This window comes from Campylobacter sp. BCW_6466, assembly GCF_001762835.1.
Classification (GTDB): Bacteria; Campylobacterota; Campylobacteria; order Campylobacterales; family Campylobacteraceae; genus Campylobacter_D; species Campylobacter_D jejuni.
Window position 1 is genome coordinate 38,457 of the sequence record NZ_MJXO01000040.1, and the last position, 12,240, is coordinate 50,696.

A 12,240-nucleotide genomic window follows, 5' to 3' on the forward strand; every position below is an offset into this window, starting at 1 on the left:
TTAAGATTTTGTCGATTATAAAAGGTATAATTTTAACTAAAAAATCTTTAAAATAAGGATTGGAAAATGTTAAAAATAATTTTGGTTTTAAGCATTTTGAGTTCTTTTGCTTTTGCAAAATCTTGTGCTAACTACGAGCAAGAACTTAAAAAGTGTAATTCTTTAAAAAATTCACATGAGAGAAAAATGTGTCGTTTAGGTTTATTTGCAAAATGTAAAAAAGGATAAATAATGAAAATCGATACTTCTACTAGTTTAACTCATTCTTTAACTAATAATGTTGATAAAAAAGAGCTTAGCGTATTAAAAAAAGAAGATCAAGATAAAATTCCCGTGCAAGATCTTTCGAGTTTAAATAACGATGGTGTTAAGGTTGTTTTTGAAAATAAGCAAGGTGAACTTATAGCTTTAAATTTAAGCAATGAAAATTATAGTAGTTTACAAAAAAATTTCAGTTCTTATACGAATTATGTTGCTAGAAATGATGGTAGCATAAGGCTTAATGGCGAAGCAAATCAATTTGTTTCAAATTGGTTTGAAAGTGTAAAAGATAATTTTGGTTCTTTAAATTCAAATTTAAATAATAAACAACAAAGTGTAAAATTAAATTTTAATACAAGCACCCTTCAACAAAGTATGCAAAATTTAGGCTTTAAAATAAGCGATGAAAAAATATCTGATGATGCAAATATAGAAGAAAAATTAAATTTTTTTATTGATAAAGATGTAAATAAAGATGGTAAAGTTGATGATAGTGATGTTAAAGAACCTAGCATGAGAGAAATTTTAAGTGACATTAAAGAGGCATCAGGTAGTGGAGCTAGTGCTATGAAAACCATAGATCCGCAAAAAATCAATAAAAAAGATGATAAGGAAAATAATATCAAAGAAAAAGAAGACGAAGATTTGCTTCAAAAAGCCCAAGAAAAAGGTTTAAGTGCTTTAAGTGCTGATGAGCAGGCAAAGCTTGAGGCTAGTAATCCTGAAGAATTTGAAAAACTGAAGCAAAAATCTTTGCAAGAATTAAGTCAGAATTTAAGTAAAGATTTTCAAAATAAAATTGAAAATCAAGAAACACAAATTGTAGATAAGAGAGTGTAGTAAATTATAATTTTACCCTCTTAAGATTTTAAAATCATATATAATAGGTAGTGTAATTCTTAAATCCCCGTTATAGTGTGGAAAATTTAAAGAAGCTTTTTTTATGCTTTCTAAAGCACTTTTATCTAACAAATCATATCCTGAGCTTTCTATGATTTTTAAATCTGCTAAAGTTTTATTTTCTTTCCATAAAAATTCTACTTTTACAGTTCCTTGCATACGCATTTTTTTTGCTTGCCTTGGATAAAATTGTGCTTGTTGTATAGCTTTTTGGATTTCTTTTAATACAGGGTGATTATCTTTTCCTTGTGTCAATTGGGTGATTTTAGGTTTGACATTTGTATCAGTTGTTTTTGTAAAAGTTTTAACTTCTTGAGTTGGTGCTATTGGGGTTTTATTTGGTATTGGATGTGAAAGTGTTTTTTTTATCTTTTTTTGCATTTTTTCAGGAGTTTTTTTAATAACTTTTGGCTGAGGTTTTGGTTTGATAGATTCTATAATGGATTCTGTTGGTTTAGTCTCATTTGTTGGATTAGTTTGGGTAAACTGTTTTATTGCTAAAGAAAAAGAATCTTCATTTTTAATTTCCATTTTAAAAAAGTCATTCGAGTGAAAAATGACAAAAAGCAAAGGTATAAAGACTATAAAAGTTATATAAGAAGCTTGGTATTTATGATTTAAAAATAAAGTTTTCATTTGTTTTTCTCAGTAAGAATTTGAAAATTTTCATGTTCTTTGGCTTTTAAAAAATCTATAATTTTTACAAAGCTTTCAAATTTAGCATTTTTATCGCTTTTTAGTTCTACTATGGTTTTTTTATCAAGTGAAAAAATAGCATTTTGAACTTCATTTAAATCAGCTAATTTATCATTTAAATAAAAAGTATTTTTTTCGTCTATGGTTATAAGAAGTTTTTTTTCATTATTGCTTATATTGGTAGCATTTTCACTTGAAGGAAGTGAGATTTGAATTTTTCCATGCGCAATAAAGGTTGAAATACTAAGTACTATAGCAAGCAAAACAAGCATAATGTCTATAAATGGAACTATATTTAAACCTTCATTTTTTGGTAGTTTAAGCATTTTTATTTGCCTTATAAGCATTACTTAAGAGGGAAACTTTTCTAAGTAAGGCATTATAAGCCATTAAAGCAGGAATAGCAACCAAAAGTCCTAAGGCTGTAGCTTTAAGAGCTAAAGAAAGTCCCACAACTATAGATTTGACATCTATATTGCCCGTTAAGCCCATTTCGTAAAATGTAACCATGATGCCTATTACAGTGCCTAAAAGTCCTATATAAGGGGCATTGGAATAGATGATATATATAGTGGTTAAATTTTCACTAATCGCATCATCAAATTGCTCTTGATTCTCATAATTTTTAAAGTTAATTTTTCTAAAAAATAGCATTCTTTCTACAACACACCAAAAAGCTATAAATGCCATAATTCCTAGAATTAAAAAGATAATTAAATCGATGTAATCTTTTAGAAATTCCACATTTTTCTCCAAAAATATACTTACTAAATTTTAAAAGATTATACTATATAAAAAATAAATTTATAATTAATATCAATTATCATAATTTTTAAGAAATTCTTGTTTATAGTTTTTATTTTTATTAGGTTATAATTTATAAAAATTTAATAGGGTTTAACATGACTATAGATTTAAATCACAATTTTACCTCTTTTGTTCTTCTTGATGAAGTTGATTTTAATTTTTCGGAATTAAAAAGCATTTTAGAAGATAAATTTAATATAAAAATAGCTGATGAAAATTTTACCAAAGAGGGAGTGATTTTTTCACATGAAAATATGTTGATTACTCTAAATTTGATTAAAAATCCTATACCTAATCACGAAGCAGAATACTATGCAAATTTTAATTTTATGTGGAAAGATGCCTTACAGCAAACTAAAAAACATAAAGCTCATCTTCTTATAGCGGTGCTAAGTCAAGATCAAAGCAAATTAGAACAAGCTAAAATGTTTACGAAAATTGCAGCTTTATGTTTGGATAATAAACATGCTTTAGGTTTTTATACAGGTGCAGTTGTTTTAGAGCCCAGTTTTTATATAGAAAATGCAAAAATGTTAGATGATAATCGCTTGCCGGTATATAATTGGATATATGTTAGTGTTTATCCTAGTGAAAATGGAGTCAATGCTTATACTTATGGGCTTAGAAATTTTGATAAATTAGAACTTGAAGTTTGTGATTTAAACATAGAAGAAAAAGAACTTTTCTTTTGTATTTATGATATTGTTTTACATATTTTAACTTATGATATTAATCTAAAAGATAAAGATATTTTAAAATTTGAAGATGGAAAAGAAATAAAATTTATAAAAAGTCAAGGTATAAGTGTTGAGAACGAAAGCTTGAAAATTATTTTTTAAGTTTCACATTCACTTCACAGTTTTGAGTTAAACTTTCGCCAACCAAAACACAAAAGGAGAAATTATGAAAGCAAAATTAACTTTACTTGCTTTGTTGGGTGCTACGGTGCTTTTAGCTAAAGATATGGTTGTTCCTGCTAGCGAACTTCCAAATAATGCCAAAGAATTTATTTCTAAAAATTTTAAAACCGCTCAAATTGGTTTGGTGAAAAAAGATATAGATTCTTATGATGTAATTTTAAATGATGGAACTGAAATTGATTTTATGATCAATGGAGATTGGAAAGAAGTTGATGGAAAATATAAGGCTTTACCACATACTATTTTACCTAGTGTTATGAAAAAAGTGAGTGCAACTCAACCAAATGCTCAAATTCTTGAAATAGATAAAGAAATTAATGGTTATAAATTTAAGTTTAATAATAACATGAAAGTTTATACGGATATGCAAGGAAATATCCTAGGTCAAAAATTAGATTAATTTTTGAAAATTTAACTCCCTTAGAAAATTTGATGCAAAAATTTGGAAGCATAGTCTTCCAAATTTTTATTTTTTGATTGCAAAACCCAAAATATATTTAGTTTTAAAATAATACTTTATTGATACAAGTGATTGTTTTTTTATAAAATTAAATTTACAAAATGTTACATAAGATTTAAAATATTTTTTAAAAAAAATAATTATTTATAAATATTTTGCTAAAATAAAAGAGATACAATCTTATAATTTAAGGAAGAATAATGAATACTCCTAAATGGACTAGTCACGATACAAGGTGGGTTTTATCTCTTTTTGGAACAGCTATTGGAGCCGGCGTACTTTTGTTACCTATTAGTGCTGGGCTTGGTGGATTGATACCTTTGTTAGTTATACTTGTTTTAGCTTTTCCTATGACTTACTTAGCTCATAGAAATTTATGTCGCTTTGTGCTTTCAAGTTCTAACCCAAAAGATGATATTACTTTTGTTGCAGAAAGTTATTTTGGCAAGGGTGGTGGATTTTTAATTACGCTTTTGTATTTTTTTGCTATTTTGCCCATTTTACTGGTTTATAGTGCTAATCTTACAACAACTTTGCTTGAGTTCTTAATCAATCAGTTTAATTTCAATGCAGATCTTACTCATGCTGCTCGTTGGTGGGTAAGTTTTTTGATTGTTGGGGTTTTGGTTTTGATTTCTATTCTTGGTGAAAATGTTGTAACAAAAGCAATGAGTTTTCTTGTTTTTCCTTTTATTATATTTTTATTTATTTTTTCATTGCTTTTAATTCCACAATGGAATTCATCATTATTTACAAATGTTGATTTTTCTGTAATCTCAACAAGTAATTTTTGGGTTACTTTATGGCTTGTTATTCCTGTGATGGTGTTTAGTTTTAATCACTCTCCTATTATTTCTTCGCTTGCTTGTTATTGTAAAAAAGAATATGGTGATTATGCTGAACCTCGTGCTAGAAAAATTATTTCTTTGGCAATTATTCTTATGGTTTTTGTTGTAATGTTTTTTGTTTTTTCTTGTGCTTTAACTTTTACACCAGAAGATTTTGCATCAGCAAAAGAACAAAATATCAATATTCTTACCTTTATAGCAAATAAATTTCCTGAAGTTTCTTTGCTGACTTATGTTGGGCCTATTGTTGCGCTTGTGGCCATTAGTAAAAGTTTCTTAGGACATTATCTTGGTTCTCAAGAAGGCTTAAACGGTATTTTATATAAAGCAAGTAATGGTAAAATTCAAGGTAAATTCGCTCAAACTTTAACAGCGATCATTACCTTTGCTATCGCTTGGCTTGTTGCGTATAAAAATCCAAGTGTTATAGGAATTATTGAGGCTATTGGTGGTCCTGTTTTGGCTATTTTGCTTTTCTTGATGCCGCTTTATTGTATTTATCGTTTTGATATTTTGGCAAGATTTCGTAATAAATTTTTAGATCTTTTTATTTTGGTAATGGGAATAGTTGCGATTTCTGCTGCAATTCACAATCTTTTATAAATTAAGGATAAAAAATGAGTAATTTAAGCATTTTTAAAATAGGTGTCGGTCCTTCTTCTTCTCATACTTTAGGGCCTATGCTTGCTGGAAATTTATTTTGTAAAAAAGTTGCTAAAAAGCTTGATGAAATTGATAGAGTTGAAGTCATTCTTTATGGTTCTTTGTCATTAACAGGTAAAGGACATTTGAGTGATAAGGCTGTAATTTGGGGGTTAAATGGCCTAGAAGCTAAAAATTTAAGTGCGGCAATACAAGATGAAGTAAATAAAAATGCTATTGAAAATGCTCAAATTGATTTTTGTGGTGAGAAAAAACTTTGTTTTAATTATGAAAAAGATTTGATATTTTCCAAAGATTTTTTACCTTTACATGAGAATGGTATGAAGATTAAAGCTTATGATTGTAAAGGCGGGTTAGTTGATGAAGAAACTTATTATTCTGTAGGTGGAGGCTTTGTTTTAACAGCTGCACAATTAGAAAAAAAAGGTAAAAATTCCAACCAAAATAAAAAGAAAAAACTAGATATAGAGCTTAACAATGCAAAAGAAGCTTTAGAGCTTTGCGATAAAAGAGATTGGGATTTAGCAGAGCTTTCTTATTGTTATGAATTGCAATTTCACACTAAAGAGGAAATTCGTGCTTATTGTCTTGAAATTTGGGAAGTAATGCAAGAAGTGTATTATAATGGTACACATCCAAATGAAGATTATTTGCCTGGAAAACTTCATTTAAAGCGTAGAGCTAAAGGACTTAAAGAAAGAGTGGCGATGACAGCTGATCCTATGGGCATTATCGATTTTATTTCTTTATATGCTATTGCGATTGCTGAAGAAAATGCTAGCGGAGCAAAAGTTGTAACCGCGCCAACAAATGGAGCATGTGCTGTTATCCCTGCTGTTATGCTTTATCTTAAAAATCATACTATAGGTTTTAGCGATGAAAAGGCTATAGAGTTTTTATTAACAGCAATGCTTATAGGTTCTTTTTATAAGAAAAATGCAAGTATTAGCGGAGCAGAAGCAGGTTGTCAAGCAGAAATTGGTAGTGCTAGTTCGATGGCAGCTGCGGCTATGGCAACAGTTTTGGGAGCTAATGCTTTTAAAGCATGCAACGCTGCTGAAATGGCAATGGAACATCATCTAGGTTTAACTTGCGATCCAGTTGCAGGACTTGTGCAAATTCCTTGCATAGAAAGAAATGCCTTTGGAGCTATTAAGGCTATAAGTGCTGCTAGAATGGCAATGACACGTAAATCTACTCCTATGGTAAGCCTTGATGAGGTTATAGAAACCATGTATGAAACAGGAAAAGATATGAATTATAAATACAAAGAAACTTCTTTAGGTGGTCTTGCTACAAATTTAAAAACAGTATGCTAAAGTGTTTTTTACACTTTAGCATATTTTTTCATTCTTTGACTTAAAAATTCTTTCATTTCTTCTTTGGAAAAACTTTTAAGAATACGAATTTGCTTAAAAAGCAAGCCAAGATTAATTACTCCCATCACTAAAAGCAATAAGCAAATCATTAAAAAAACAAGATCTATGGCTCCAAATTCATTAATCATAGCCAAACTTGCAAAAAATACACTCGCTAATAATAAAAAAAATAAAAGCAATATTTGTTTTAATTTTGCTTCATTAAAATTATCGCAATTTTGAGTGAAATTTCTAAAAAGTATGATCTTTTTACCCAAATTTGAAACTAAAATTTCATCATTTTCTTTAAATAAGCCTTCTTTTAAACTTTGATAAAAAAAGATTTCATTGTTTAAATTTAAAGCATCTTTATAGCTTGATAAGGTGTAGTCTTTGTAAAAAAAGGATTTTAATTCATTTTTCTTTTCTATTTTAAATAATCTTAAATCATTTCTTGCATAAAAAAATCCACTAAAGTTCATAAATGCCATAAGTATCACTCCCTAAAAAATTCCTATAAAGTGGCTTGAAATTTAAAGGTATTGTAACATTTTTTTCATCATTTAAACTTGAACTTTGAAAAATCAAAAACATATCTATTTCATCTTTAAAGGTTTTGAGAAAATTTTCTCCACCCTCATACATTAAAAATTTAGTTTCACTTGGAATTTGGGTATAAATTTGGCGATTTGGAACTTTAAATAAAGGGATATTTTTATCAAAATTATCTATATTTTGACGGCTTAAGATACAAAGATTGGGCGCTTTTGCTTTGCAAAGCCTAGCATCTAGTATAGGGTGATCTTTTCTTATGGTTTCTCCACCGACTACAAGTAAATCAATCACCGCTCTAATTTTATGTGCATAAGTACGACTTAGCTCATTGCTTACGATTTTACCAAAAGGTGAGCCGTTCATAGAAAGGGCTAATTTAAAAAGTTTAAATTGCCCTTTTTGCCATTTTAAAAAAGGTTTTAAAAGTTTTTTTCCTTCTTCTTTAAGTATGTCAAATTCAACCTCTACACCTTGTTTTTTTAAAAACTCAGCCCCACCACTTGCGATTTTATTTTCATCTTTAACGCTGATGAAAATTTTTTTAAAACCTAGCTCGCTAAAGAGTTTTGCGCAAGGAGGCGTTTTTCCTTGATGAAAGCAAGGTTCAAGTGTTACAAAAGCTATACTATCTTTAAATACACCTTGATGGTTTTTGCAAATAAACTCATGTAAAGCGTTTGCTTCTTTAGGCAATGAAATTTCAGGTCTTAAACTTTTAAAAGCATGAGCTATGGCATTAAGTTCTGCATGAGCCAATCCAGCTTTTTCATGAGCTTTTATGGCTAAAATTTTTTCATTTTTATCTAAGATTACACAGCCTACGGCTGGATTTGGATAGGTTAAAAACTGATATTTCCAAGCCTCATTTAAAGCTAAATTCATATAAAATTCTTTCATTTGGCTACCTTGTATTTTAAAATTTGACATATTTTTAAAATTTTATATTTTTGTTTTAAGATAATAAAATCTAAATTTTCCATTTGTATTTCTTATTTTTAGTTATATTAACCATAGTTTTTCTAAGTTTTTTAGGATATAATAAAAATAGTAAGACCGAAATTATTTTTCATCTGTAGCATCCTTTATAATTTTAGGAATGACATAAGCTTGATAAACTAGAAAGTTTTGGTGGCCGGGAGAAAGGGATTCGAACCCCTGGAGGTGTGACCCTCAACGGTTTTCAAGACCGCCGCTTTCGACCACTCAGCCATCTCCCGATAAAGTAAAGTTTTGCCTTTTTGGAGGCGACATCCGGATTCGAACCGGAGATCAAGGCTTTGCAGGCCCATGCCTTACCGCTTGGCTATGTCGCCCTGATAATGTTGAAAAAGTGGTGCCCGAGGCCGGACTTGAACCGGCACGGAAGAAAAATTCCGAGGGATTTTAAGTCCCTTGTGTCTACCAATTCCACCACCCGGGCGGGTGATTATGGAGCGGGAAACGAGATTCGAACTCGCGACCCCAACCTTGGCAAGGTTGTGCTCTACCCCTGAGCTATTCCCGCATAAATTTCTGAAAGAATTGAAGATAAAAGTATAGCAAAATAAACTTAAAAGGAGTTTATTTTGCCTTAAGTTATTTGCAAATAAATAAAGCTTTTGCACTTAAAATTTGTTCTTTTTCGCCGATAATTGGAGATGAAAGTTCTATATTATCAGATTTTACATTTAGCATTCTAGGTGCGATATTGGTATTGGCATTTACTTGTAAATTTTTCAATACACAAGTTTTATTAAGATTTAAAGAGTAAGTTTTTTCATATTCGTATGATGTTTTTAAAAGCTCTTTGTAGAGATTTTCTTTGTTGTTGTTTAGTGTATCTTTTGAAAATTTTGTTTGTATGGCTGGTGTTGAAACGCTGATGAAATTATTTTTAGCTATGACAGAATTGATGTCATTTAAAAGATTGTTAAAATCTGCAAGTTGGTTTTCTTTAAATTCACATTCTAAATTCGCATCAAATCTTTGACCTTTTGGAGTTTGTATACCATCTTTATAGGAAAAATTAGGTTCTAAAGAAAAACTTCCTCCGCTACAAAAATTTTCTTTTTTTGAGCGTTCTAAAATTTGATTGAAAGTATTTGTGATTTCAGCTTTTTCACTATTGTCTAATGTAATTTTTGAACTTAAATTTTCATTTGCCCAAAAATTAATATTTGTATATAAAATATCGGGTTTTAGTGTATTGCTTACTTCTATATTTCTTGAAAAATATAAATCATGATTAGAGTCTTTTTTGCCTAAAAATTCTACATTAAAAACTACTCCTGCAACAAAAAGTAATAAACATAAAAAACCTATACCTAAACCTTTAAAAAAAGCTAACATGGATATCCTTAATAATTTAATTTGAGCTAATTTTAGCAAAAAATTTTAAAATTTTTTGTTATACTCTCATTTATGCAAAAAAAAGAGCTTGAAAAACTACAAGAAAATTTACTTCTTTGGTATGAAAAAAATGGACGCAAAACTCTACCTTGGCGTAATTTACAAAGTCAAAATTGTGATGAAAGTTTAAAGCATATTGATAGAGCCTATGGGGTTTATATCAGCGAAATTATGCTTCAGCAAACTCAAGTTAAATCAGTTTTAGAAAGGTTTTATTTCCCCTTTTTGCAAAAATTTCCTACTTTAGAAAGTTTGGCTAATGCTAATGAAGATGAGCTTTTAAAGGCTTGGCAAGGGCTTGGTTACTATACTCGTGCTAGAAATTTAAAAAAGGCAGCTTTAGAATGTGTGGATAAGTTTGGGGCTAAATTACCCAAAGAAGTTGAGGATCTAAAAAAATTAAGCGGTATAGGAGCTTATACAGCAGGCGCTATAGCTTGTTTTGGTTATGATCAAAAGGTTTCTTTTGTTGATGGTAATATACGCCGTGTGCTTTCTCGTCTTTTTACTTTGGAAAATCCTAGTATGAAAGAACTTGAAAAAAGAGCTAAAGAGCTTTTAAATTTAAATCATGCCTTTGATCATAACCAAGCTTTGCTTGATATAGGGGCTTTAGTTTGTGTGGGTAAAAATGCAAAGTGTGGAATTTGTCCTTTGTATGATTTTTGTCAAGGTAAATTTAATACAGAGCTTTATCCAAGAGTTAAAAAAATACTTTATGAGAGTGTAAATTTAAATCTTTTTTTGTTTGAATTTAATAAAAAATTTGCGATACAGAAAAGCCAAGATAAGCTTTATAAGGGTATGTATAATTTTCCTTTTTTTAAAGAAGGAGAATATAAACTTTCTAAAGATATGAGTTTTATAGGGGAGTTTAAGCACGGCTATACTAAGTATAAACTTAATATCAAGGTTTATCATCAAATTTTAAACAATGAAAATAAAAATTATGAATTTAAAACCTTAAAAGAGTTAGAAAGTACCGCACTTTCGGCACTTTCTTTAAAAGCATTAAAATTAATTAAGCTCTGATTTTTTAGGCAAACATAAAGTAGCTATAAGCATGATGATTGTAAAAATAGCTATATAGATAAAAAAGCCATTTTCTATACCTGCATTTTTAAATTGTAAAGCAACCCAAGGAGCAGATCCTCCAAAAACAGCATTTGAAATAGCATAACCTAAACCTGTCCCTAAAGCTCTTACATGCTCAGGAAAAAGTTTTGCTTTAAAAATCCCTGCAACTGAAGTATAAAAACTTAAAACAACAAACAATAATACCACCAACATAAATGTCAAAGAAGGATTATTTTGTGTGTTATTGGCTATAAGTGAAAAAATAGGATAAATTCCTACCAATGCCAAAATACAAAATACAATTAAAGATCGTTTGTGACCTATTTTATCTCCTATATATCCAAAAAGAGGTTGAATGATCATTAGTATAAATAAAGCACCTAAGAAAAGATTATTAACAAGCATTTTATCCATACCCGTATTTTCCATAAAAGTTTTAGTATAAGTTGTAATAGTATAAAAAGCTAAAGAACCTCCAGAAGTAACCCCAAGCACCATTAAAAAAGGTTTCCAAGATTTGCATAATGCTTTTAAAGTACCACGATCTTCATGCTGGTGAAGTTTTGTAGCACTTTCATTCATCATTTTTCTTACAAAAAGCGAGCCTAGTGCTAAAATTCCGCCTATTACAAAAAGTATTCTCCAAGCATAATCTTTCATATCATCAATGCTAAAAAATAAAAACATTATGCTAATGCTTGCAACGGCCAAAAGTTGACCACCTATTAGGGTTACATACTGAAAAGATGAGTAAAAACCGCGTTTTCCTTCTGTAGCAAGTTCTGAAAGATAAGTAGCTGCTATGCCATATTCCCCACCTACACTAAGGCCTTGAATGAGTCTTGCTACTAAAAGTAAGATAATAGCAAGATCGCCCACTGTATCTTTGCTTGGTAAGGCTGCTATCATAAAAGAGCCCAAAGCCATTAAAACCACTGATATAACCATAGATTTCTTACGACCTACTTTATCAGCTAAAGAGCCAAAAAGCCAAGAGCCTATAGGACGCATAAAAAATCCTGCTGCAAAAACCCCAAAGGCGTTGATTTGCTGGATAACAGGATTATCTGAAGTTGAAAAAGTATGAGCAAAATAAGTTGCTGTAAAAGCATAGATATAAAAATCAAACCACTCTACTAAATTTCCGCTACTTGCAGCAATAATAGAGCGAATTTTTTTCGTGCGAGTAAGCTCTTGCATAAACCCTTCCTTAATTTTAGATTTTTATTTAAGTATAGTGTGATTTTTGTTTAATATATTTAAAAATAAAGAAGAGAAATAAAAAAGATAAAAATATCGATAAAAAT

Annotated in this window: 14 protein-coding genes and 4 tRNA genes; 7 read left to right on the forward strand and 11 right to left on the reverse strand. The window is 29.6% G+C overall.

Translation table 11 applies throughout. The features are described 5' to 3' along the window. Positions 1–66: 66 nt before the first annotated feature. Complete coding sequence (locus tag AJ887_RS04330) at positions 67–228, forward strand: hypothetical protein (RefSeq protein ID WP_070239873.1); 162 nt, start codon at positions 67–69, stop codon at positions 226–228. A 3-nt stretch (positions 229–231) separates the two neighbouring features. Then, positions 232–1,101, forward strand: a complete 870-nt coding sequence (locus AJ887_RS04335) for a hypothetical protein (RefSeq protein ID WP_070275270.1) — start codon at positions 232–234, stop codon at positions 1,099–1,101. 12 nt (positions 1,102–1,113) lie between these two features. On the opposite strand, the gene AJ887_RS04340 is transcribed toward AJ887_RS04335, so the two are convergent. From AJ887_RS04340 to exbB, 3 genes are read right to left on the reverse strand one after another with little or no spacing between them, the layout of a single operon-like run. Beyond that, positions 1,114–1,797, reverse strand: a complete 684-nt coding sequence (locus tag AJ887_RS04340) for an energy transducer TonB (protein ID WP_070239869.1) — start codon at positions 1,795–1,797, stop codon at positions 1,114–1,116. After that, entirely contained in the window at positions 1,794–2,183 is a 390-nt protein-coding gene (gene exbD, locus AJ887_RS04345) for a TonB system transport protein ExbD (protein ID WP_002851470.1), read from the reverse strand. Before exbD ends, AJ887_RS04340 begins: the two co-directional genes overlap by 4 nt. Continuing rightward, positions 2,176–2,601, reverse strand: coding sequence for a TonB-system energizer ExbB (gene exbB, locus AJ887_RS04350; RefSeq protein WP_044778643.1), 426 nt, complete (start codon positions 2,599–2,601; stop codon positions 2,176–2,178). Before exbB ends, exbD begins: the two co-directional genes overlap by 8 nt. Positions 2,602–2,759: 158 nt before the next feature. Here exbB and AJ887_RS04355 point away from each other — a divergent pair, with 158 nt between their 5' ends. The 4 genes from AJ887_RS04355 to AJ887_RS04370 all read left to right on the forward strand — a co-directional run bounded on the left by AJ887_RS04355 (position 2,760) and on the right by AJ887_RS04370 (position 6,874). Continuing rightward, positions 2,760–3,503: a DUF4261 domain-containing protein gene (locus tag AJ887_RS04355; protein ID WP_070239867.1), complete on the forward strand. Its 744-nt coding sequence runs from the start codon at positions 2,760–2,762 to the stop codon at positions 3,501–3,503. Between the two features lie 64 nt (positions 3,504–3,567). Continuing rightward, entirely contained in the window at positions 3,568–3,984 is a 417-nt protein-coding gene (locus tag AJ887_RS04360; protein WP_070239865.1) for a PepSY-like domain-containing protein, read from the forward strand. Between the two features lie 260 nt (positions 3,985–4,244). Beyond that, a complete protein-coding gene (locus AJ887_RS04365; RefSeq protein ID WP_070275268.1) occupies positions 4,245–5,495 on the forward strand; it encodes a serine/threonine protein kinase in 1,251 nt (416 codons plus the stop codon). Between the two features lie 14 nt (positions 5,496–5,509). Further along, positions 5,510–6,874 (forward strand): L-serine ammonia-lyase, encoded by a 1,365-nt coding sequence (locus AJ887_RS04370; protein WP_070239861.1) that lies wholly within the window; start codon positions 5,510–5,512, stop codon positions 6,872–6,874. Between the two features lie 8 nt (positions 6,875–6,882). Here the strand turns inward: AJ887_RS04370 and AJ887_RS04375 are convergent, their stop codons facing one another. The 7 genes from AJ887_RS04375 to AJ887_RS04405 all read right to left on the reverse strand — a co-directional run bounded on the left by AJ887_RS04375 (position 6,883) and on the right by AJ887_RS04405 (position 9,796). Next, positions 6,883–7,404, reverse strand: coding sequence for a hypothetical protein (locus AJ887_RS04375; RefSeq protein WP_070239860.1), 522 nt, complete (start codon positions 7,402–7,404; stop codon positions 6,883–6,885). Beyond that, positions 7,385–8,395 carry a bifunctional diaminohydroxyphosphoribosylaminopyrimidine deaminase/5-amino-6-(5-phosphoribosylamino)uracil reductase RibD gene (gene ribD / locus AJ887_RS04380; RefSeq protein ID WP_079860874.1) on the reverse strand — a complete coding sequence of 337 codons (1,011 nt, stop codon included), beginning with the start codon at positions 8,393–8,395 and terminating at the stop codon, positions 7,385–7,387. The genes AJ887_RS04375 and ribD overlap by 20 nt, the downstream gene beginning before the upstream one ends. Positions 8,396–8,597: 202 nt before the next feature. Beyond that, positions 8,598–8,685 (reverse strand) — tRNA-Ser (locus tag AJ887_RS04385). A 22-nt stretch (positions 8,686–8,707) separates the two neighbouring features. Further along, positions 8,708–8,781 (reverse strand) — tRNA-Cys (locus tag AJ887_RS04390). Between the two features lie 18 nt (positions 8,782–8,799). After that, positions 8,800–8,888: transfer RNA gene (locus AJ887_RS04395), tRNA-Leu, on the reverse strand. Between the two features lie 9 nt (positions 8,889–8,897). Next, positions 8,898–8,972 (reverse strand) — tRNA-Gly (locus AJ887_RS04400). A gap of 71 nt (positions 8,973–9,043) precedes the next feature. Continuing rightward, positions 9,044–9,796, reverse strand: coding sequence for a hypothetical protein (locus tag AJ887_RS04405; RefSeq protein WP_070284863.1), 753 nt, complete (start codon positions 9,794–9,796; stop codon positions 9,044–9,046). A gap of 72 nt (positions 9,797–9,868) precedes the next feature. Between AJ887_RS04405 and mutY the strand changes: the two genes are divergently transcribed. Then, complete coding sequence (mutY, locus tag AJ887_RS04410; protein WP_070239855.1) at positions 9,869–10,888, forward strand: A/G-specific adenine glycosylase; 1,020 nt, start codon at positions 9,869–9,871, stop codon at positions 10,886–10,888. Here mutY and AJ887_RS04415 read toward each other — a convergent pair. After that, entirely contained in the window at positions 10,874–12,133 is a 1,260-nt protein-coding gene (locus tag AJ887_RS04415; RefSeq protein WP_070275265.1) for an MFS transporter, read from the reverse strand. The genes mutY and AJ887_RS04415 overlap by 15 nt on opposite strands. Positions 12,134–12,240 lie beyond the last annotated feature (107 nt).

Excerpts from the sequence above, each read along its gene's own strand:
- AJ887_RS04330 (WP_070239873.1), top strand. The coding sequence starts at position 67 with ATGTTAAAAATAATTTTGGTTTTAAGCATTTTGAGTTCTTTTGCTTTT.
- AJ887_RS04335 (WP_070275270.1), top strand. The coding sequence starts at position 232 with ATGAAAATCGATACTTCTACTAGTTTAACTCATTCTTTAACTAATAAT.
- AJ887_RS04340 (WP_070239869.1), bottom strand. The coding sequence starts at position 1,797 with ATGAAAACTTTATTTTTAAATCATAAATACCAAGCTTCTTATATAACT.
- exbD (WP_002851470.1), bottom strand. The coding sequence starts at position 2,183 with ATGCTTAAACTACCAAAAAATGAAGGTTTAAATATAGTTCCATTTATA.
- AJ887_RS04355 (WP_070239867.1), top strand. The coding sequence starts at position 2,760 with ATGACTATAGATTTAAATCACAATTTTACCTCTTTTGTTCTTCTTGAT.
- AJ887_RS04360 (WP_070239865.1), top strand. The coding sequence starts at position 3,568 with ATGAAAGCAAAATTAACTTTACTTGCTTTGTTGGGTGCTACGGTGCTT.
- AJ887_RS04365 (WP_070275268.1), top strand. The coding sequence starts at position 4,245 with ATGAATACTCCTAAATGGACTAGTCACGATACAAGGTGGGTTTTATCT.
- AJ887_RS04370 (WP_070239861.1), top strand. The coding sequence starts at position 5,510 with ATGAGTAATTTAAGCATTTTTAAAATAGGTGTCGGTCCTTCTTCTTCT.
- AJ887_RS04375 (WP_070239860.1), bottom strand. The coding sequence starts at position 7,404 with ATGGCATTTATGAACTTTAGTGGATTTTTTTATGCAAGAAATGATTTA.
- ribD (WP_079860874.1), bottom strand. The coding sequence starts at position 8,395 with ATGTCAAATTTTAAAATACAAGGTAGCCAAATGAAAGAATTTTATATG.
- AJ887_RS04405 (WP_070284863.1), bottom strand. The coding sequence starts at position 9,796 with ATGTTAGCTTTTTTTAAAGGTTTAGGTATAGGTTTTTTATGTTTATTA.
- mutY (WP_070239855.1), top strand. The coding sequence starts at position 9,869 with ATGCAAAAAAAAGAGCTTGAAAAACTACAAGAAAATTTACTTCTTTGG.
- AJ887_RS04415 (WP_070275265.1), bottom strand. The coding sequence starts at position 12,133 with ATGCAAGAGCTTACTCGCACGAAAAAAATTCGCTCTATTATTGCTGCA.